The sequence below is a fragment of the Dorea sp. AF24-7LB genome, assembly GCF_003478575.1.
Classification (GTDB): domain Bacteria; phylum Bacillota; class Clostridia; order Lachnospirales; family Lachnospiraceae; genus Dorea_D; species Dorea_D hominis.
The window spans coordinates 213498-234197 of record NZ_QUFR01000001.1 but is presented as its reverse complement, the minus strand read 5'-3'; the positions used below and the strand labels follow the sequence as shown (position 1 = coordinate 234197).

Annotated in this window: 20 protein-coding genes; 2 read left to right on the top strand and 18 right to left on the bottom strand. The window is 41.1% G+C overall.

What is annotated here, in order from left to right:
* The 10 genes from DWY31_RS01150 to DWY31_RS01105 form a co-directional block, all read right to left on the bottom strand.
* The gene (locus DWY31_RS01150; protein WP_118287902.1) at nucleotides 1-765 is read right to left on the bottom strand and encodes an ABC transporter ATP-binding protein; all 765 of its coding nucleotides are present in this window, start codon (nucleotides 763-765) and stop codon (nucleotides 1-3) included.
* Nucleotides 758-3406 carry an FtsX-like permease family protein gene (locus DWY31_RS01145; RefSeq protein WP_117537234.1) on the bottom strand — a complete coding sequence of 883 codons (2649 nt, stop codon included), beginning with the start codon at nucleotides 3404-3406 and terminating at the stop codon, nucleotides 758-760. The genes DWY31_RS01150 and DWY31_RS01145 overlap by 8 nt, the downstream gene beginning before the upstream one ends.
* Before the next feature lie 30 nt (nucleotides 3407-3436).
* Nucleotides 3437-4603 (bottom strand): sensor histidine kinase, encoded by a 1167-nt coding sequence (locus DWY31_RS01140; protein ID WP_118519319.1) that lies wholly within the window; start codon nucleotides 4601-4603, stop codon nucleotides 3437-3439.
* The gene (locus DWY31_RS01135) at nucleotides 4603-5325 is read right to left on the bottom strand and encodes a LytR/AlgR family response regulator transcription factor (protein WP_158575476.1); all 723 of its coding nucleotides are present in this window, start codon (nucleotides 5323-5325) and stop codon (nucleotides 4603-4605) included. The genes DWY31_RS01140 and DWY31_RS01135 overlap by 1 nt, the downstream gene beginning before the upstream one ends.
* Nucleotides 5326-5615: 290 nt before the next feature.
* Nucleotides 5616-7031: an oxaloacetate decarboxylase subunit alpha gene (locus tag DWY31_RS01130; protein WP_021861133.1), complete on the bottom strand. Its 1416-nt coding sequence runs from the start codon at nucleotides 7029-7031 to the stop codon at nucleotides 5616-5618.
* A gap of 56 nt (nucleotides 7032-7087) precedes the next feature.
* Nucleotides 7088-8236, bottom strand: coding sequence for a sodium ion-translocating decarboxylase subunit beta (locus DWY31_RS01125; RefSeq protein ID WP_117537237.1), 1149 nt, complete (start codon nucleotides 8234-8236; stop codon nucleotides 7088-7090).
* A gap of 46 nt (nucleotides 8237-8282) precedes the next feature.
* Nucleotides 8283-8657, bottom strand: a complete 375-nt coding sequence (locus tag DWY31_RS01120; protein ID WP_118287908.1) for a biotin/lipoyl-containing protein — start codon at nucleotides 8655-8657, stop codon at nucleotides 8283-8285.
* A gap of 21 nt (nucleotides 8658-8678) precedes the next feature.
* Nucleotides 8679-9464: an OadG family transporter subunit gene (locus DWY31_RS01115; protein ID WP_021861136.1), complete on the bottom strand. Its 786-nt coding sequence runs from the start codon at nucleotides 9462-9464 to the stop codon at nucleotides 8679-8681.
* Between the two features lie 14 nt (nucleotides 9465-9478).
* Complete coding sequence (locus tag DWY31_RS01110) at nucleotides 9479-10918, bottom strand: acyl-CoA carboxylase subunit beta (protein WP_118519317.1); 1440 nt, start codon at nucleotides 10916-10918, stop codon at nucleotides 9479-9481.
* 294 nt (nucleotides 10919-11212) lie between these two features.
* Entirely contained in the window at nucleotides 11213-11812 is a 600-nt protein-coding gene (locus DWY31_RS01105; protein ID WP_118519316.1) for a hypothetical protein, read from the bottom strand.
* Nucleotides 11813-12159: 347 nt separating this feature from the next.
* Between DWY31_RS01105 and DWY31_RS01100 the strand changes: the two genes are divergently transcribed.
* Nucleotides 12160-13515 (top strand): peptide MFS transporter, encoded by a 1356-nt coding sequence (locus tag DWY31_RS01100; protein ID WP_118519315.1) that lies wholly within the window; start codon nucleotides 12160-12162, stop codon nucleotides 13513-13515.
* A 138-nt stretch (nucleotides 13516-13653) separates the two neighbouring features.
* On the opposite strand, the gene DWY31_RS01095 is transcribed toward DWY31_RS01100, so the two are convergent.
* Nucleotides 13654-14025 (bottom strand): hypothetical protein, encoded by a 372-nt coding sequence (locus DWY31_RS01095; RefSeq protein ID WP_117537243.1) that lies wholly within the window; start codon nucleotides 14023-14025, stop codon nucleotides 13654-13656.
* A 249-nt stretch (nucleotides 14026-14274) separates the two neighbouring features.
* Between DWY31_RS01095 and DWY31_RS01090 the strand changes: the two genes are divergently transcribed.
* Nucleotides 14275-16062 (top strand): aminopeptidase P family N-terminal domain-containing protein, encoded by a 1788-nt coding sequence (locus DWY31_RS01090; protein WP_117537244.1) that lies wholly within the window; start codon nucleotides 14275-14277, stop codon nucleotides 16060-16062.
* Between the two features lie 172 nt (nucleotides 16063-16234).
* Here the strand turns inward: DWY31_RS01090 and DWY31_RS01085 are convergent, their stop codons facing one another.
* The 7 genes from DWY31_RS01085 to DWY31_RS01055 all read right to left on the bottom strand — a co-directional run bounded on the left by DWY31_RS01085 (nucleotide 16235) and on the right by DWY31_RS01055 (nucleotide 20560).
* Nucleotides 16235-16501, bottom strand: coding sequence for a hypothetical protein (locus tag DWY31_RS01085; RefSeq protein WP_118519314.1), 267 nt, complete (start codon nucleotides 16499-16501; stop codon nucleotides 16235-16237).
* Nucleotides 16498-17145, bottom strand: a complete 648-nt coding sequence (locus tag DWY31_RS01080) for an insulinase family protein (protein ID WP_118519313.1) — start codon at nucleotides 17143-17145, stop codon at nucleotides 16498-16500. The genes DWY31_RS01085 and DWY31_RS01080 overlap by 4 nt, the downstream gene beginning before the upstream one ends.
* Before the next feature lie 51 nt (nucleotides 17146-17196).
* Nucleotides 17197-17775 carry a M16 family metallopeptidase gene (locus DWY31_RS01075; RefSeq protein ID WP_118519312.1) on the bottom strand — a complete coding sequence of 193 codons (579 nt, stop codon included), beginning with the start codon at nucleotides 17773-17775 and terminating at the stop codon, nucleotides 17197-17199.
* Nucleotides 17776-17791: 16 nt separating this feature from the next.
* Nucleotides 17792-18439 (bottom strand): hypothetical protein, encoded by a 648-nt coding sequence (locus tag DWY31_RS01070; RefSeq protein ID WP_118519311.1) that lies wholly within the window; start codon nucleotides 18437-18439, stop codon nucleotides 17792-17794.
* Between the two features lie 208 nt (nucleotides 18440-18647).
* Nucleotides 18648-18989, bottom strand: coding sequence for a nucleotidyltransferase domain-containing protein (locus DWY31_RS01065; protein ID WP_118519310.1), 342 nt, complete (start codon nucleotides 18987-18989; stop codon nucleotides 18648-18650).
* 87 nt (nucleotides 18990-19076) lie between these two features.
* Nucleotides 19077-20006: a hypothetical protein gene (locus tag DWY31_RS01060; RefSeq protein ID WP_021861146.1), complete on the bottom strand. Its 930-nt coding sequence runs from the start codon at nucleotides 20004-20006 to the stop codon at nucleotides 19077-19079.
* 47 nt (nucleotides 20007-20053) lie between these two features.
* Nucleotides 20054-20560, bottom strand: a complete 507-nt coding sequence (locus DWY31_RS01055; protein WP_118519309.1) for a hypothetical protein — start codon at nucleotides 20558-20560, stop codon at nucleotides 20054-20056.
* Nucleotides 20561-20700 lie beyond the last annotated feature (140 nt).

Here is a 20700-nt window from a genome sequence, read left to right as displayed (position 1 = left end):
CTACAGTTCCTGCATCTTGTCCACAATTCTGTGGTAAAACGCATCCTGGTCTTTTTCTCTTTTCAGTTCTTCCAGAATCTGTCCGTCTTTCAGCAAAATAATCCGGCTGCAATAGCTTGCCATTTTCGGATCATGCGTAACCATAAGGATTGTTTTCTTCATTTTCTCGTTAATCTCGGTCAGTGCATCAATAACGATCTGTCCTGACTGGGTATCGAGATTGCCTGTCGGTTCATCTGCAAGGATGAGTTCGGGATCATTAATGAGCGCGCGGCAGATTGCTACCCGCTGACGCTCCCCGCCGGACAGTTCATTCGGTTTCTTCTTTGTCAGATGCATCAGACCGAATTTCTCCATATAATAAGCTACTTTTTCCAGGCAGTCCTTCACCGGCGCTTTATCAAGCACCATCGGAACCATGATATTATCTTCTACCGAAAGACTGTCAAGCAGATAAAAATCCTGAAATACAAATCCCATTTTTCTTCTGCGGATATCAGCAAGCTCGTCGCTCCACAGTTTTCTCGAATCCACGCCATTGAAATACAATGTACCATCGGTTGGTTTATCGATCAGACCAAGCACTTTCAGAAGCGTTGTCTTTCCACAGCCGGATTTTCCCATGATCCCGACAAATTCTTCTGTCTTCACAGCGAAATTCAGTCCTTTTAACACCTTGATCTCCCGGTCTTCCGGATTCTCTGCGTAGATCATCCGATAATTCCGTGTCAGATCTTCTACTTTTATGATTTCCTGATTATTCATCGTCTTTTTCCACCTTTCGAACCATAAACTTTCCAAGCAGCCACATAAACAGAAGTTCTACAAGAATATAGCCGCCCCAGAGCCATACTGCGTGAGTTATAAACTGTAGCTTAACTGCATTTGTATACATCCGCACATAGAATGTAATTCCGGTAAATACAGCTGTCACAAGCGCGGTAAACGCTCCCGGAAGCCAGAACATCAGATGTAATTCACCGAGAAGAATGCGGATTCTCTCTTTCTTTCTCATACCCATACAAGTGAAAAATTCGGCTCTTTTGTTCTTCTCATCCAGTTCAGAAAGCACTTTAATATAGACAAGGAACATGCTTATAAAAAGCATTGTTGCCGTGACAAACAGGTTCACGATCAGCTTCATCATGCGTTCCGTACGCAGGTCTTTTACACTTTCATCCTTTGCATAATAATTTGCGATTTCCGCATCGTAAGCCTGATCTTCTTTATGTTTTTCCTGGAATTTTTCCAGTTCTCTCTTGATTGCTTTGTGATCTTTCGCTTTACTGTTTATCAACACCAGTTTTGTCGGTCCCTGCTTCACAGTCAGCCCTTCAATCGCATCCGTTTTCTTTTTAATAAACGAACCATTCAGCACATTCGTTGTCTTCCAGAGATTCTGTGCTTTTGTGAAGAATGCATCCGAAAACACAACGAGATTTTCCAGTTTTCCATCGCGGAAACATCCGGTCAGGCTTCCAATCTCCTCGCCTGCGATTGTACGTTGCTGATATGTCGTCTCCTCGGAAAAATGCTCATATGGGGTATATCCTTCACATACAATGCCAACATGGATATTGGGTTTCTTCTTACTAAACGTCCAGTCTATCGGCTGTGCTTTCACAGAGCGGTCCTGCTGGTGCACAAGATAGACTTTCTCTCCCTTTGCATCCAGATGGAGAAAGTGTGGTTTATAATCCGGATCAATTGCTTTTTTCAGTGCATGATAAGTAGATTCTGAAATACCGATCTGTTGTCCCTGTATTCGTTTTTCATAATAGCCCTCATTCTTCTCCGTTTTATCCGAATTCGAGATTCTTACCATCGGATAAGTCGTAACCTTTGCTCCGTACTGTTTCTCCAGATTTTCAAATGTCTTCTGGTCTTCATCGTAAGAAATGCACATGAAATCATATGGGAACAGGCTTTCCGGTTGTTCTGCAACCGTTACAGATACTGACTGGAATGCAAAATAAAACATTCCGCAGATATGCAAAGCTGTAAGCGCTGCCAGATACCACGCAGTTGTCTTTGAACGGTGATAGCGGTCATTGCGTTTCAGAAGCGTACCCAGATACCCTTTTGATGCCTTGTCTTTTCGCAGCAACAATGTCCCGCCAAAGCGGTAGAGAAGAAACAGTCCGACAAACAATGCCAGCATCAGTGTAATCTTCTCGTAATTGTAAATCTTGCTGTAAGAAATAGCACTGTATCCGCAGATAGCAGCTCCGATCACAGTAATGATCTTCAAAAACCTCCGCGGCATCTTCTCTTTTGCAACATTACGTGTTGCCGCTGAGATCAGGTTAAAATCCGACACAATGTCTCTTGTCGCCATCAGTGAAACAAGATAGACAAGGAACAGAACAGCAAGTGATACCAGATACGTTGTTTTACTTGCATATGACAGATTGATCTGATCGCCCACCATGTTTCCGACAATTTTACGGAAAAGCAGAAGGACTCCATTTCCGACAATTACTCCGCCTATATAGGAAAATACAAATCCCAGTCCGATTTCCAGTCCGGCGATCGTCCAGAGCGCCTTTCTTCTGATTCCGAGTGTTACAAAGATACTATAGTTCTGAATCCATTTTCTGAGATAAAAGATCAGCACAAATACCATCAGGAAAAGGCAGCATGCCGCAAGCGGGATCATCGCATTGATCAGGATTCGTCCAAGTCCTTCGCCACCATACATAGACAAATCAGCCCGGTGGGAAGAAGACAGCATCTCATAAGCTCCCAGTCCGGAAAATGCCAGTGTTCCGACCATGATTCCGCAGAATAGGAAAAGCCGGTAATCTTTCCAGTCAGAGCGGAAATTCTTCCAGATCATATGATAGAAAAGTTTCGTGTATTTGCCCGGAAAATCCAGTCTTCTGTGCGCTTCTTCTTTCTTTTCCTGTTCCTGCACTTCATAATTTCTGGATCTTGCCAGTGCTTCATCATAGACATCGATCATCTTCTGCAGGGCAAGCTCAAGAAGACTCATTACTACCATAGGCATAAAAAACATAAATGCCATCACATTATCTGCAACTGTACCGTAAGCTGCATAATCACTCAGAAACATCTCTGTGATCGCAATACCGATCACAACCGGCTGGATATACCGGTATTTGTTTAAAATCAGCAGTATCAGATACAATACTGCCACGATCTGCATAATTACAAACAGGCCAACCTGAATCTTTATGGCTCCCATATTGCCGTCCCACACATCCCGGCAACTGTCTGTCAGTGCGGCAGCTCCTTTCTGCGACAATAATCGGAAAACACCATAAAAGGAATGATACCCATCCCGGAGCCGGTAAACCGGCCACATGGAATAGATCAGAAATATCGCGTATCCGATGACTCCGACACATATTTTTTCTTTTCTTCTGCTCTTTTTCTTCTGCATTTCTTTTTCCTCTCAATCCTAAGATTTTCTCTATTTCATGTCATATATGGATACACTGACAAGAAAACTGGTATCTGTAGTTATATATTGCAGATCACCTTCATGTTTTTCTACGATTTCCCGAACATTTTTCATACCGTATCCATGCAGTCCGTTTTCTTCTTTCTGCGACCGGAGCTGTCCATTTTCCACTTTCACTGCTTCCTCTGCACTGTTCTCAATCTCCACGTAAAAAAGCCGGTTCCGTCTTATAAATTTCACATGGATCCATGGATTTTCCGAAGTCACTTTCTGCGTTGCCTCCAGTGCATTATCCAGAAGATTCCCAAATAGCGTGATGATCTCCCAGTCCGTAAACGGCAATTTTGTAAATACTTCCGTCTGGATCGTCATCTGTACACCGGAGTCTTTCGCATCCTGCATCTTCTGGTTCAGAATCATATCCAGCATCTGGTTTCCTGTCCACACCTGATAATTATGCACCAGTATCGCATCACTTAATTTTTCCAGATATTCGTGAATCCCATCCCAGTCTCTTTCCTGTTCATAACGCCTTAGCGCCAACAGATGATTCTTCATGTCATGGACAACCTGCCGGCTCTTTAACATTCCTTTGAACCGCTCTTCCAGCACATTTACCTTAAGTTCCAGTACTTCCTGTTCTTTCTGCTCCAGCTTTTTCTGGCTGGAAAGATTCATATACTCCAAACTTTCTGTCATCCTACATGCAAAATACTGGACACCTTTGACCACAAGCCACGTATTCAGGTAAATGAACATGGACATCGGAATATAAAACTGCTCATCTGCTCCCTGATAATCTGCATATTCAAGGAAGAACACCCACGTCATCGCGATAACCCAAAACAGTCCCTGATGATCTCGGTACGGAATCTGGTTCATATTCCGGTATAAAAGAAGCAGATCCACTACCTGCGCCACCAGAAAACTCATCAGATAAACAAGGACCAGGATTGCCATCTTCTGTTCATAAATCCCCAGATCTTTTCCCGGATAGTACGTCTTGTTAAACGCTTCTATGTAATCATTTCTTGTCAATGCTCGGAAAATATACCGATGCAGAGAACAATGCAGGCCGCTATACTTAAGCCACGGGAAGAAATAAAAAATCTGCATCAGTCCGCAGAATATGATATTTATCAGTTGGACACTTGTCCATTTTCTTTCTCTTCCCATTAGTTTTTTCTCCAGTACGCAGTTACTTTTTGTTTCACTTCCCAAATCAGTTCTCTTCCGGCTCCGATTACATCCCCATTATCTAATTGCATCGACTCTGCTGAAATACCCGCAATGTGTTCAATATTTACAAGACAACTTCGTCCGACCATGATAAATGCATCTGTTCCCAGTTGTTCCTGTATATGAAATAAAGGCATCCGCTCCCGGTACACTTCTTTCTTCGTTCTGTACTCCGAGTATTTCTGCCCTTTTACCTTACTCACACAGATGATGTCTTTATAAAACAACTTCTTCTCATGATCTCCAACCCACAGGAAATCCTGTTCGCTCGTTTGCTTTTCCTTCGCAATCCCCCGGAGCACATCTCCGAGTCGCTCTTTCATATCCCGCTTCAGAATATACTGATAAGCCTCCAGTATATAACTGTCTGCCGCAAATTCTGCAAAAGACGTCAGAAATACGAGATATGTTTCTATGCCGTTTCCTTTTAACTCCGCTCCCAGTTCAATTCCATTCATTCCCGGAAGGTCAATGTCAGAGATTACAACGTCCGGATACGCTGTTTCTTTCTTCACTTCAAGTGCTTTAAGGAACCTCTCTGCGTCCTCGTATTTTTCTATATAAACTTCCGTCTCACCGGACAGTTCCTGTATGACAAGCTCGCCGATTCGCTCACGCGCCGGCTGTTCGTCTTCTATAATTGCTATTGTTAAATGCATATATTCCCCCATCTCCCTCTGTACACATATCCGAAGACTTTCGTCTTACTTTTATGCTTGTAGCAGGGCAGGCACTGAATGATTATTCTCTTTGTATGTGAAACCTATGTAGATGTACCATATTCACCTGCCGATATCACACATTATAGCACATCACAAAATTTTCTTATACATTTGGACATGAATCCAGGTATTTCAGGACATGAAAAAGTCCTGCCGGACAACTTTCATTGTCTGACAGGACTTCTGCATCGCATATAAAATATACAATTTTTAATTAAAAGAAGTTATTATACCGGATAACTTCCGTTCTCTGTATCAGCAGCATTCGGATCGATCTTTGTCTGCTGTGCTTCTCTGTATTTGAAGAAGTCAACAGCTACCTGCGGGAATAATGCATAAGTTAATACATCTTCATCCTGCTGGATCCACTGTGCACACTCTTTGCGGAGTGTATCTAATTCTGCCGGAATCAGATCTGCCGGACGGCATGTGATGATCTCAGCATCGTCTCCTAATACTTTCTTCTTCACTTCTTCGTTAAATGGTTTTACAGTTGCACCGTATTTACCACTTAATACGTCTTTTGTCTCTTTTGTAGCCATCTTATAACGTTCGCCCATCAGTACATTAAATACAGCCTGTGTACCTACGATCTGTGAAGACGGTGTTACAAGCGGCGGTTCACCTAAGTCTTTTCTTACTCTCGGCACTTCTTCCAGTACTTCATAGTATCTGTCTTCTGCATTCTGCTCTTTTAACTGAGATGTCAGGTTTGAAAGCATACCACCCGGTACCTGATACAGAAGAGTCTTGATATTTACACCAAGGTTCTTCGGATTCAGCAGTCCGCTGTCTAATGCATCGTCACGGATCGGGCGGAAGTAATCAGCGATCTCCGCAAGTAATTTCTGATCCAGACCTGTATCATAAGGTGTTCCTTTGAACGTCTCAACCATAACTTCTGTTGCCGGCTGTGATGTTCCCATTGCAAATGGTGACATTGCAGTATCAATGACATCTACACCTGCCTCTACTGCTTTTAAGTAAGTCATAGAAGCAACACCGGATGTATAATGTGTATGAAGCTGGATCGGAAGGTCTGTGGCTTCTTTTAATGCACCGATCAGCTCTGTTGCCTTGTACGGAAGGAGCAGACCCGCCATATCTTTAATACAGATAGAATTTGCACCCATATCTTCGATTCTCTTGGCGATATCTACCCAATAATCCAGTGTATAAGCATCTCCCAGTGTATAGGAAAGCGCTACCTGTGCTTCTGCTTTTTCTTTGTTTGCTGCTGTAACGGCCGTCTGCAAGTTTCTAAGGTCATTCAAACAGTCAAAAATACGGATCACATCAATACCATTTGCAACTGATTTCTGTACGAAATACTCTACTACATCATCTGCATACGGACGATATCCTAAGATATTCTGTCCACGGAACAGCATCTGTAATTTTGTATTCTTAAATCCGTCACGGAATTTACGAAGTCTCTCCCATGGATCTTCTTTCAGGAAACGTAAAGATGCGTCAAATGTTGCACCACCCCAGCACTCTACAGAATGATAGCCAACCTTGTCCATCTTGTCGATGATCGGAAGCATCTGTTCTGTTGTCATACGAGTGGCAATCAGAGACTGGTGTGCGTCACGCAGAATTGTCTCTGTTATTTTAATTGGTTTTTTTTCAATTTCTGCCATTATTTCTTCCTCCATATAATCAGTATTCAATCGTTATCATACGAAATATCCGGTTCTTAAACTCCGAAGATCGCCATAAATGTTCCGGCCGCAACTGCTGTACCGATAACTCCGGCAACGTTCGGTCCCATTGCATGCATCAGAAGGAAGTTCGTAGGATCTGCCTCTGCTCCAACCTTCTGGGATACTCTGGCTGCCATTGGAACGGCGGATACTCCGGCTGATCCGATCAGCGGATTAACTTTTCCCCTGGTAACTTTGCACATGATCTTACCGAATAATACTCCGGCTGCTGTACCAAACATAAATGCAATCAGTCCAAGGATAACGATGAAAATAGTCTGTTTGTTCAAAAATGCTTCCGCACTTGTTGTCGCTCCGACAGATGTACCAAGTAAGATAACTACGATATACATCAGTGCATTGGAAGCGGTCTCTGTCAACTGTCTTACAACACCTGATTCACGGAAGAGGTTTCCGAGCATCAGCATACCTACCAGCGGTGCTGTTGTAGGAAGGATCACACAAACAACGATTGTAACGATGACCGGGAACAGGATTCTCTCCAGTTTGGATACCGGTCTTAACTGCTCCATCTTGATCTTACGTTCTTCTTCTGTTGTTAAAAGCTTCATGATCGGCGGCTGAATGATCGGGACAAGCGCCATGTACGAGTACGCCGCCACTGCGATCGGTCCCATAATTGCTGTCTGCTGTAACTTTCCGGCAAGGAAGATGGAAGTCGGTCCATCCGCCCCACCGATAATGGATACAGCCGCGGCCGCTTTATCAGAGAATCCAAATGCCATCGCTCCAAGGTAAGCTGCGAAAATACCAAACTGTGCTGCAGCACCTAAGAGGAAACTCTTCGGATTCGCGATCAATGGTCCAAAGTCTGTCATTGCTCCAACTCCAAGGAAAATCAGAGACGGCAGGATTGCCCATTCATCTAATTTAAAGAAATAATACAGAAGTCCGCCCGTTCCATTTGCCGAATCTTCTGCATGCAGCATAATATCCGGATAGATATTAACAAGCAGCATACCGAATGCGATCGGCACAAGGAGCAAAGGTTCAAACCCCCGCGCGATTGCCAGATACAGGAAAAAACATGCTACAGCAATCATGATCAAATTGCCCCATGTGAGACTGAAAAAAGCTGTCTGATGCACGAGGTTTCCCAATGTTGATGTTATATATTCCATTTCTTAACCTCCAGTCGTATTCATTCCATAAGGAATCAGTTTCACATTAGTTTAATGTAGCTAAAACTGCACCGGATTCGATTGCGTCTCCAACTGCTACGTTAATGCTTGCAACTGTTCCGTCTTCCGGAGCTACTACTGGAATCTCCATCTTCATTGCTTCAATGATGATAACTGCATCACCTTTCTTCACGCTCTGTCCGACACTTGCTTCCAGCTTAAATACTTTTCCGGCTGCTCCTGCTTTTACTTCAATGCTTCCGGCGTTTCCAGCCGCAGGTGCTGCTGCTTTCGGCGCTGTCTTAGGAGCTGCCTTAGGCGCTGCTGCTCTTGGTGCTGCTGCAGGTGCTGTGCCTGCGCCGTTCTCTTCAACAGTTACATCATATACATTTCCGTTTACTGTAATTGTATAATTTTTCATGATTCAATCCTCCTAAATTCTCTATGCGTTCCATTTATTAGACGGACGGCGTCTGATGCTTCTTACTACAAATCCATCTGTGCCTGTTCCTTCATATTCTGCAATAGCCGCTGCAATAACCGCTACCAGCTCTGTATCATCCGTAACATCTTCTGCCTCAGCAGATGCGCTCTGTGTTGCCTCTTCTACTACAACAGCCTCAGCTTCTTTTGCCGATTTCTTTCCTCTGTTCTTCCATGCTTCTTCCAGCGCAGGGATGAATCTGAAAAGAGAAATGATCAGGGAGATAAAGATCAGCACAACGAATACCGTTCCCATTCCAAGTACGGTATTCAGTCCGGCTTTTTCCAGGACTTCACCCATGGAATATTTTCCGTCAACTGTCATACTCTCCAGTTTTAATTTCTGGTTATATACAAATGTCAATGTGGCATCTCTGTCTTTGAATTTTGCCGCTGTTGTAACCTTAAGTTCGTCTTTGGAAGTTTCATATTTGAAATCTCCATGACTTACATATGCTCCACACTCTTTGATTCCAGACTGCCAGCTTTCCAGTGCACTGGTAAATCCGTCTGCTGTATACGGAAGTCCTGACTGCATCAGCTGATATTCCAGATTAAAGTCGTCCATATCTTCCCACTGCTGAATCGTCGCATCATCTGCACTCTGGCAATAGTTGATCAGAAACTCTGTTGATTCTTTAATAGAAGATTTGTCATACTTCAATTCATTGCCTGAATTGGAACAACCGGTAAAGCATAATACAGCTACAAGCATACAAATTATTAAGCTAATTTTTTTCTTCACTTTGCCTCACCTCTCTAAATTGTTCCGTGTTTTTTCATCGGACGATCCTCTCTCTTGGTAAATAACATCTCAAATGCGCCAATGATGTATTTTCTTGTATCTTCCGGATTGATGATCGTATCCACATATCCTCTTCTTGCTGCTGCATCCGGGCTTGTCTGAAGCTTTGCATAAGCAGCTGCTTTCTCATTAATTGTCTCAGCATCTGTATCTGCATACATGATTTTGGCAGCCAGCTTCGCATCCATCATACCGATCTCTGCCTGTGGCCACGCATATACCATATCTGCTCCGACAGATTTGCTGTTCATTGCTACATAAGCACTTCCAAAAGCTTTGCCGATCACGACATTTACTTTTGCTACAGTTGCCTCTGTAAATGCATAAGTCAGTCGTGCTGCCGCTTTTGCAAGATGTGTCTCATCGTATGCACTTGCTGCAAATCCGGATACATTCGTAAGAGTCAGCACCGGAATTCCAAATGCATCACAGAAACGCACAAAATCTGCTGCTTTATCTGCTCCGTCAGCAGTTAAAGATACGTCAAATTCTGCTACAACTTCTGCTTCTTCATTATATACTTTTGAACGATTGGCAACGGCGCCAACAGTCAGTCCGTTTAATTTGATGAATCCTGTTACCATATCTTTCGCAAAATCACGTTTTGTCTCAAAGAAAATATGGTCATCAGAAATCTCTGCAAGTGCGATTGCAGTATCTTCTGCTGCATTCGCCAGATCTGCACATACACGGTTCAGATCATCCTCGCATGCCTCATAGGAAGCATCATCTTCGTTGTTAGAAGGTAACATGCATACGAGAGAACGGATATCTGCAAGAATCTCTTCTTCTGTTTCTGCAACATCTACCAGACCGGCTTTCTCGCTCTGGAATTTTGCAGATGATGTATCACATCTGGAAATCTCATTTCCTGCAACTGCGTTCGGAGAGTTTACGAAAAGCTTTCCTTTCTCTGCTTCCATAAATGTAAAATCAGAAAGAGCCGGAACTACGGAAAGTCCTCCTCCGCATGTTCCAAAGATTGCTGTAATCTGCGGAATCACGCCGGATGCAAGTGCCTGTTTTGTATATAACTTACCAAAAGCATCCAGTGCATCGGTTGCCTCTTGAAGTCTCAGTCCCGCACAGTCGATCATTCCGATCACCGGCGCTCCCATCTTCATTGCCATATCATAGATGTTTGCAATTTTCTTCGCATGCATCTCGCCGATCGCACCGTTTAATACGGATGCATCCTGGCTGTACACATACACTAAATTACCGTCTACTACTCCATATCCGGTCACCACACCGTCTGCCGGAGTTTCTTTGTCCTGCATGTTGAAATCTGTTGTTCTTGCTGTTATAGCGCCACCGATCTCAACAAAGCTTCCTGCATCAAGAACCGATAAAATACGATTACCTGCTGCATTTTCTGTTGCCATGTTGCCCATAGTCCAGCCCTCCATTTTCCTTATTTTAAGGTTTATACTTCTTGGAAAAGTAAAACCAAATTTTAGCCAATTATATTATATCTTTTCCGACATCAATCTGCAAGTATTTTCCTTTATTTTTGTTAAAATCTTATCAACTTTTTATAGGTTTTTATGCGCAAACATGTTGTTTCCTATTAATAATATGCATAATTATAAACTTTTATATTGCATTTTTCCTCGTCGCCATAATAAATAAACAGGACACGGAAAGCAATTGCATTGCTTCTCCATGTCCTGTTCTTTAATAATATCTTAAAATTTCTTTACTTTCTTGCGCCTCATATTCGTACAGCGTTCCAATAAAAATGCTCTCAGCTCATCAATACTTCCTTGTTCCAGCGCATCCTTCGGGAAGCCGCACATTGCTCTCGGTGATCCTTTGCTGTCCGGTTCTGTCTTCACAACAACCGCAAATGCATCTTCCGATTCCAGTAATTTAACGACATTCGCATACTGAAAGGATCTTGTCTTCATTTCCATTACACTGTCAAAATGATCGTCGTAAAAATCCAGCTCAGTCGATACAGTTCCACCGTTCAGTTTATTTCTTCTAAGGAACTGGTCTTCCGCATCTCCGATTGCTGTAGCATCCAGAGCCTTTCTCCAGATTGTACGATTTAATGTAATACCAACTGCAAAAGCTGCAATCCACCAGATTATATACCGTACAACAAACTTTGTCATATCATTGCCAGGATTTCCAAATTTCATAACAAAATAAAAAATCAGGATTCCAAGGAAAAATACTACAAATTTAAGCGTAATATCACTCTCATCCATTCGGAACAGCTTACAGATCTTCTGCAATGTATTCTGAGATTCCTTATACTTCACACAATAACGTCCTGCCATAAATCTTCCCCATCTTTCTTCTATTATCATTTTGTAAAATATATCCGTTTCATTATATATGTTCAGATACTAACATTCAAGCATTTTACGTTTTTTTTATATTCCCCGTTAATTTTCTGACAATTATGCATTTTGCATTACCAAATGGGTGTTTTTTTATCCTTTTTATGGCATATTTATGTCAAAAAAACGACAAAAAATGAAAAACTTAACATTTTCTTAAATTAATTGGTTGTACTTTAGTCTAAGTTATGCTATCATATAGAACATTGAGAGCACAAAATTTAGAACTTATGTCTCTACATTTTGTACATCATGAAAAATTTCATAATTGGAGGGTGAAACTCATGGAAAACACTAAGAAAAAATTTCCATTTGGCTTCTATGTATGCTGCCTCTCTTTCACATTCGAAAGACTTGCATACTATGCTGCTAAGTGGGGACTGTCGATCTTTATCGTAGTCGCTGCAACAAAGGGTGGTCTTGGATTAGACAAATCCGTAGGTGCTGCAATGAGTTCTAACCTGGTAGCGTTTACTTATATCACACCAGTTATTGGTGGATATATCGCTGACCGCTGGATTAGTCCTCGTCTTCTTGTACCAGTTGGAGAGATTCTTATGGGACTCGGATACCTGTGTGCATGGAAAGCTAACGGAGTTGGAATGCTTTGGGTAATGATCGTACTGATCGCTATCGGAACTGGATTCTTCAAAGGAAACGTTTCTGGTATCAACGGACGTCTGTTCCCATCATCTGATCAGGATGAACTGGATACTGCATTCAGTCTTCAGTACTCATTCGTTAACATCGGATCATTCATCGGAACAACTTTCCTGTCACTGGTCGGTACTAACGTTGGATATCGTGAGATGTTCCTCGTTTGCGGAATCTTCATGTTCATCGACTGTGCATGGTGGTTATTCGGAATGAGATTCTTCGGCGATGCTGGTAAGAAACCATTCCTGGTTGACAACCGTACAGAAAATGTTGAGAAAGCTGACAAAGAGAAAGACAACGCTCCACTTACCAAACTTGAGAGAAACCGTGTTATCGCTATTCTGATCGTAACATTATTCTCTGGAATCTTCTGGCTGATTTGGTACATGGTTTACATGCCTGTTTACTATGAATTCGGTCCAGCTTCTCAGGGAGGACAAGGATGGGCTAACTGGAACATCGGTTCCTTCGAGATGCCTACTGCATGGTTCGACTCTATGAACGGTCTGCTTTGTATCATCCTTTGCCCTGTATTTGCAGGAATCTGGGCTAAGATGAGACAGCGCCCACAGGGAGACTGGGGAATGTTCACAAAGACAGCTTTAGGAATCATCGTACTTGGTCTTTGTACAGCATCCATGGTACTTGCAGCAGTTCTTTCAGGACAGAGCTCTGATCATCCGGTTGGTATCTGGGTAATCATTCTGACAGCCGTTTGTATGTCTGTTGGTGAAGTTATCTTCTCACCACTTGGAAACGCTTTCATCAGCAAGTATTCTCCGAAGAAACTTCTCGGAACAATGCTTGGTGTATGGCCACTGATCATCTTCTTCTCTGGTAAAGCTTACGGACCACTTTATAACTGGCTCGGAAACTTCGACTTCGTTAAAGCTTATGGTACAGTAACAGCTATCATCATCGCTTGCGGAGTTATCATGTTAGCATTTACTAAGAAGTTCGACAGAATGGTTGAAGGCGAATAATTCAAACTGAATATCGTACATAAAAAGAGTTGTCTACTAACTTCGGTTAGTACGACAACTCTTTTTGTTATAGCAATTTTTTGTTATAGCAATACACAATAAATGGGAACCAGCACTTGTCTGATTCCCATTTATAACTTACTTCTTCTTATGATTCTTTTTTGACTGCGTATAAGTCATCTTCGTCTGGCTGACACTTCCTCTGGATGTGATCTTCTTGGAAGTCCGTTTCTCTTTCTGGTCTTCAAAAGCAGGTTTTAATAAAACTTCTGCTCCGATTACAAAACATGCTGCCTGCACTGCAAGCTGTATGTTATCGGCCCAGCTTCCCATCTGTGCAAATACTGGATCCAATACCCTCGCACCTGCCAGAATGATAAGACTTAATCCCGCATATGCAAACAATGCATAGATACGCATTGTCTTACCGGAGCCTTCATTCTTCTTCATAAAAGAATATCCAGCAAGGAAAATCAGGCCACCGGCAACTACTAATAAATACTTTACCATGTTCTCTCCTCCGTCTTGTACCCTTTCTTCTATTGATTCCTGCGTATACCGCTCTGACATCTTACAAATTTATAAGTCTATATTTCTTCGTATACCGCTTTGTCTATTATACGCTAAAACATCCCGGCTTTCAATCAATGATAATAAAAGATCTATAAAATGATCTATAAAATTTCAGAAACAGGTTTGTACTTTAGTCTAATAAGTGTTAAAATATAGACAGATTTAAATACTAAGGAGGATTTTCAAATGAAAGTATCAGAAAGAATCGCAAAACTGCGTGCTCTGATGGCTGAAAAAGGAATTGATGCCTATGTCGTTCCAACAGCCGATTTCCACCAGAGTGAATATGTAGGAGAACATTTCAAAGCCAGAAAATACATCACCGGCTTTAGTGGTTCTTACGGAACTGCTGTTATATGCCAGGATGATGCAGGTCTTTGGACAGACGGACGTTATTTCTTCCAGGCTACAAACGAACTGGAAGGCAGTGGAGTCCGCCTTATGAAAATGTTCGTTGGGGATACTCCATCTGTTACAGAATATCTGGCAGACAAGATTCCGGAAGGCGGAAAGGTTGGATTTGACGGACGTGTTCTTTCCATGGATGAAGGAAAAGAATATGAAGATGCTCTTTCACCGAAGAATATTTCTATTGATTACGAAGAAGATCTGATCGACCAGATCTGGGAAGACAGACCGCCGCTTTCTGACAAACCAGCATTCTTCCTTGAGGAGAAATATTCCGGCGAAAGCTCAGCACACAAACTGGAGCGTGTCCGCAAAGTCATGAAAGACAATGGTGCAACAGTACATATTATCGCATCTCTGGATGATACGGGCTGGCTGTTAAATGTCCGTGGTGATGATATTGATTTCTTCCCATTACTGCTCTCTTACTCTATCGTAAGAATGGACGGTGTAGATCTCTATGTTGACGAGACGAAGTTAAATGACCGTATTCTGGAAGAGTTCAAGAAAGTAAATGTTACACTTCATCCGTACAATGACATTTACGAAGACATTAAAAAACTGGATGCTTCCGAGACTGCCCTCATCGATCCGATGAAGATGAACTACGCACTTTACAAGAACATTCCTTGCAAGATCGTAGAAGCTGCCAACCCGACAATTCTTATGAAAGCTATGAAGAATGATGTTGAGCTGGAGAACATCAAAGAAGCGCATATCAAAGATGGTATTGCGATTACAAAATTCATGTACTGGATCAAGACTCGTTACGACAAAGAAGATATTACAGAGTTAAGTTCTGCTGACAAGCTGACAAGCTTAAGAGCAGCTCAGGAAGGATATATCCGCGACAGTTTTGAGCCTCTGTGCGCATTTGCAGATCATGCAGCTATGATGCATTATTCTCCGAGTAAAGAGACAGACGTTGTATTAAAAGAAGGCGCAATGTTCCTGAATGATACAGGCGGTGGATACTATGAAGGATCTACAGATATTACACGTACTTTCATCCTTGGTTCTATCGATCAGGATATGAAGAAATATTTCACAGCCGTTGTACGTGCTATGATGAACCTGTCCCGTGCAAACTTCCTCTACGGATGCCACGGTTACAACCTGGATGTTCTCGTAAGACAGCCGATCTGGGACCTGAACATTGACTTCCAGTGCGGTTCCGGACATGGTGTCGGATACCTTGGAAATGTTCACGAGCCACCGACAGGCTTCCGCTGGTATGTTGTTCCAAGCAAGAACGAGCATCATCAGTTAGAAGAAGGTATGGTTATCACAGACGAGCCTGGTATTTACGAAGATGGTAAATTCGGTATCCGTATCGAGAATGAATTTATCGTAAGAAAAGGTGAGCTGAACAAATATGGTCAGTTCATGCACTTCGAGACGATCACTTTCGCTCCGATCGACCTTGACGGAATTGATCCGGAAGAGATGACCAAATCCGAGAGAGAATGGCTCAACAACTACCACAAAGACGTATATGAGAAGATCGGACCGCACCTTACAGATGAGGAAAGAGAATGGCTCAAAGAATACACAAGAGCAATCTAGACCTTGACTGCGAGGCTTCCCTGGCTACACGATTTTCTGGCTGCCAGCTAAGCTGTTTGTATAGTAGAATTGCATATATTGATTGCAGGCTCCGGCGGGAATCCGCCGGAGCCTGTTTTTTGAAAATTTTTGGCTTAATTTCGAAATTTTTTCAATTTAAGCTTTCTATTCCCTAAAACATCCCAGTCATAAAGCGAATCACAAATATTACATCGCATAATATTGTTCCAACCAGGATTACCACTATAAGAATAGCAAATACGCGCAAAATCTTATGTTCTCTTGCAAGCAGTGCGCTCACAATCCCAAGCAGTGCTGCGAAGCCCGCAAAAAACGGATACATAAGGAAACCACTTACCGGCGCGAGAAACACCGCGACTGATATGAGTCCGGTAATGATCATTCCTATAAATGTAATAATTGATATTTTATTCATCATAAGTATTGTCCTCCCAGTATTTTTCGCATCTTCCGGCATTTCTTTTCCAAAATTGATTTCTTCGTGTACCAACTGTCATAGCCAACGCTGATGCTCATATTTTCCGGCGTAAATATCTCATTTGCCAGTTGTTTTAATTCTTCAACTGTAACATTTTCATATTGGCGGATAATCTCTTTCACTTCATATGCAGAACTACCCTGTGTAAACACACTTTCCGCAATATACTGATTATATTCGCAAGAGTCATCCCATAGTCCCGGCTGGAATGTATGAAATCCAATCACTTCTTCTCTGTCTTTTTCGGATAAATTTTCTTTTGCTTTCTGAAGTGTCTTAGCAAAACAGATCATGGAATCTGGCAGATCTTCTTCTTTGACTGCATAATCAATTTTAAATCTGGCAAAATTTGCAAAATTTTCTATGCTGCCAAAGACATCTCCTGTCCAGCCCTTTTTATCCTTTAATTTCCATTGTAACTTTGCTCCATCTCCATTTACGAATATGTTCATCAGCATATCCACAGCAAACGGATTACATTCCCGTAAAATATCAAAAGAAACACTCATATCACACAGACTGTAGCCGCAATCTACAAGCAAATCATCTTTCTCCGTCCGCTTGCCGAAATGTTTCGGGAGCACATCTTCCATCTCCGAAGTATAAATGCCCTGTCGATTGTCAACTGCTTCTATTTACTCGATTTTATGACTGATTTCCTCCTGTACTTCATTTGTGAAATTCCCCGTCATGATAAATACAGCATTTTCACTGCAGAACAGTTTGTTTTTGTATTCATTTACCATAGTGGCATCTATCTTCTCAACATCCTTTTGCCGCCCCATGATTAATTTGGCAAATGGCGTGTTCCGATAGTATTTCCGGTGCGTCTTCTTATCAAAAAAATACACGGATTTCTCATCTATCTGACGCAATACAACACGCTTTTCTGCTTCTACTTCCTCTTCCGTGTAGTCATATTTTTGCAGAATTTTTAACAAAAGATCTGCCGCATCGTTAATTTTTTCTAGCGGTGTCTGAATATAGAAACCGATCATTTTCTCATTTGTAAAACCACGCAGATCAAATCCCTGCCTGTTCAGATTCCGGTAAAGCTCCTTCATCTTCAGCGTATCCAACCGCCGGAAGATCATATGTTCCAGTAGATGTGAAATACCTCTGTTTTTTCTGTTCTCAACTATATTCCCAGCGTGAAAATACAGACCTGCCACGCAGGAATGCGTGTGCTGCATTGGAATAAAATATTTTTTCATATTCTTCTCCTATAAATCATATCTCATCAGTTGCCTTCTCGTATAAATGTTCCACCTGTTTATCAGCATCTCTGAACCGAACACATAATAATACGAGAAACAATAAAATCACAACACCGCAGAATATACTCATAACCGGAATTACTCTTAAGATTCCATATAGCATCCCGCATATAAAGACAAACGCTACAATTAGCCACGCAGAAAATACTCGTTTTTTCCATTCTTTTACTTTCTTTTCCAGCTCTTCTTTTCCAACTCTTAGATAATATAACTTTTCTAAATTTTCTTTACATTCAATCGTAACGACATAACCTTTTGATTGACTGCTCCCAACGCATGATAACTTTAATGCAGTATCTTCCCGAAATTCACCAGATATTTTCGTACCGATCAAACCAGATTCTCCATCCAGAGGGCTTCCTATATCACCATCCAGCAAATAGTATAATCCCCACAGAAAATGATCCAGAAAATTGCCTGCTTCTTCTGGCTCTTCGTAAGAAACAGCAACCAGAATTTCTGTCTTGCCATACTCTGGCAAATCTATGTCAGTCACACAGTCTTCGCCTTCCGATAAATCGATACTCAGAATATTCTGGCTGCACTGCCATAATTCAATTTTGACTTTCTCTTTAATGTATGATTTGATTGTAATCTCCATATGTACCTCGCAGGTTATTTCTATCCCGACGTAAATATCTCTTCCGTCATTTTTTTAACTCTTCATTTGACGAAATAACCAACCTTTTCTTTAATTTTAGATTGGTTATTTCTTATATTTTGTTGAAACATATTGCTCCACATATGTTATTAATTCTTTTGCTGTTTGAATTTGTTCTTCCGCTTCGTCTTTTGTTGCAATGTAAAAATTAGGCTGCTTCAAACAATTTCACCCCCTCTTTCATTACATTTGTACAAAACGGATATACATCAACCCACTTTTGAAAATGTATTTCACTTTTCGCTATCGGCTTAATATCAAGATCATGATCCATATTGAACTCAAATGTCTCCCCAGACAAGTCATGCCGATACTGCTTAATATCCATATCCGACATATCCAGCAAAATCATAATATCTATGTCAGAATCTTTCGTATAATCACCTCTTGCATAAGAGCCATACAAAATCACTCTTCTTAAATGATTTCCATATATTTTTTGCAATATCTCTGTATATTGTTCCAACAAGATTTTTCTATTTGTGAACATACTGGTGCTCCGTTCTCAAATTCATAATTAAAAGGATTCCCTATAATTTTATTATAGCTGGAATATACAGGTTGTACAACCGGAGAATCATATCTCATACCAGAACATATAATCACAGCCTCTGACTGCTATATACCGATTCCCAACAAATTGAATTTCACACCAGCTAAGCTCTGAATCTTTCAAAGTAATTTCCCGCTCACATGCTTCTTTTTCGAGAGAATAAATGTATACTTTTGAGGTCTTCCCCGGTATCACATAAGCGCATCGCTTCCCATCCTCGGAAAATGCAAGCAAATCATTTATTTCGGTCAGTTTTCTAAAGCTATCCATTTTTCTGCTATCTTCTAATTTTACCAGATACGATTTCCAAGCCGGCGCAAAACATCCACGAAACCAAATTTTTTCTTTTCTGTCAAATGCATAATCCCAAAAATCCTGATCTTGCTCCATTTCATAGCGCATGAACATTTTCCCGCTTCTAAGCCATGCCAGCTCCTCCCAGAATACTTCTCTCCTATTTTCTTCGTATATCTTTCTATAACACAGCAAGTAATCTTTTTTTCTCTTGTTATAAAGAATCTGCAATAAATATGTATGCTCTGATTGCCAGACAACCTCTTCCCTGTAATCTTCATTTATATGAATTATCGTTAAAACAGCAGTGTCTTTTTTATCAGAATACAAGCCTGAATATACAAGTTGTTCCTGCTTATTGTATATCATATTTGTCGATTCACTTCGTACAAAATATCGTTCCTCATTCCATTTGATCCTTTTCACTAATTCTAAGGATGGTATTTTCAGCACATCAATAAATGTTGTATCTTTCCCCATCGCGAACAATGTATCTTCTACAACTAAAATCTGCGCATAATAATACTGCGGATTATCTCTTTTCAATATCTGATCAAATGATTGGTTATAAACACGGATTGAACGCGTATACAGTTCAATATAATACAAATTCTTATATTCAACAATCTGCCATGCTTTATCATTATATACAAAACTCATTGGCTTTCTCCTCTGCTTTCAGTCGGAAACTGTCTCTCTAACCTCTACTATCTTCTAAACGTTGTATCTTCTTCCCTCATGATAAATTTTACACCCACAAAGTCTTCTGCTCTGATTCCCTGATGTTTTCTGCCATCTGCAACAACATATGGCGGGCAAAATTTTCGGTCGGCATAGAGCCTTTTCCCGTTTTTCAGATAAACACGCACTTCATACAATATATAAATCATTTCTTTTATATCATCTTTTGATACAACAATTACTTCTTCCGGCAATTCAAAACAAATATCATTTCCATTTATGATTACTTCGGCAATGAAATTGTAATCTTTGAACTTTATTATTATTACAACCATCAAATTTGCGACTATAAACCAGCCGCACAGTGCAAAAGTCGCATCTCCTCCGTACTTTACAGCCAAAACAAAAAACACAATATTTAATATAAATATTCCTTTTAAAATTTTCTTACCTATCCGAAGTGCTCTCGCATGTGTCCATGGATCTGACTTCGGTCCAAAAATATTTATAAGTAGCTTTTTCAGTGGTTCCAACTATTATCTCCTTATCAAAAACTTATTCTATTACCTACTTTTTGACTCAATGTCAGTTTTTTTAAATGAAGCTTAGCTATTCTAGCTAATTATTGACTTAATCTTGAATTTCTTCAATTTTAGCTTAGAATACTTCTTAA

Coding starts and splice junctions, on each gene's coding strand:
- DWY31_RS01105 (WP_118519316.1), bottom strand. CDS start 11,812: ATGGCAGGACGTTATTGTGTGAAGTATAAGGAATCTCAGAATACATTG.
- DWY31_RS01150 (WP_118287902.1), bottom strand. CDS start 765: ATGAATAATCAGGAAATCATAAAAGTAGAAGATCTGACACGGAATTAT.
- DWY31_RS01100 (WP_118519315.1), top strand. CDS start 12,160: ATGGAAAACACTAAGAAAAAATTTCCATTTGGCTTCTATGTATGCTGC.
- DWY31_RS01075 (WP_118519312.1), bottom strand. CDS start 17,775: ATGAAAAAATATTTTATTCCAATGCAGCACACGCATTCCTGCGTGGCA.
- DWY31_RS01135 (WP_158575476.1), bottom strand. CDS start 5,325: ATGCATTTAACAATAGCAATTATAGAAGACGAACAGCCGGCGCGTGAG.
- DWY31_RS01110 (WP_118519317.1), bottom strand. CDS start 10,918: ATGGGCAACATGGCAACAGAAAATGCAGCAGGTAATCGTATTTTATCG.
- DWY31_RS01060 (WP_021861146.1), bottom strand. CDS start 20,006: ATGAGTTTTGTATATAATGATAAAGCATGGCAGATTGTTGAATATAAG.
- DWY31_RS01130 (WP_021861133.1), bottom strand. CDS start 7,031: ATGGCAGAAATTGAAAAAAAACCAATTAAAATAACAGAGACAATTCTG.
- DWY31_RS01120 (WP_118287908.1), bottom strand. CDS start 8,657: ATGAAAAATTATACAATTACAGTAAACGGAAATGTATATGATGTAACT.
- DWY31_RS01065 (WP_118519310.1), bottom strand. CDS start 18,989: ATGTTCACAAATAGAAAAATCTTGTTGGAACAATATACAGAGATATTG.
- DWY31_RS01070 (WP_118519311.1), bottom strand. CDS start 18,439: ATGGAGATTACAATCAAATCATACATTAAAGAGAAAGTCAAAATTGAA.
- DWY31_RS01085 (WP_118519314.1), bottom strand. CDS start 16,501: ATGATGAATAAAATATCAATTATTACATTTATAGGAATGATCATTACC.
- DWY31_RS01140 (WP_118519319.1), bottom strand. CDS start 4,603: ATGGGAAGAGAAAGAAAATGGACAAGTGTCCAACTGATAAATATCATA.
- DWY31_RS01090 (WP_117537244.1), top strand. CDS start 14,275: ATGAAAGTATCAGAAAGAATCGCAAAACTGCGTGCTCTGATGGCTGAA.
- DWY31_RS01145 (WP_117537234.1), bottom strand. CDS start 3,406: ATGCAGAAGAAAAAGAGCAGAAGAAAAGAAAAAATATGTGTCGGAGTC.
- DWY31_RS01125 (WP_117537237.1), bottom strand. CDS start 8,236: ATGGAATATATAACATCAACATTGGGAAACCTCGTGCATCAGACAGCT.
- DWY31_RS01095 (WP_117537243.1), bottom strand. CDS start 14,025: ATGGTAAAGTATTTATTAGTAGTTGCCGGTGGCCTGATTTTCCTTGCT.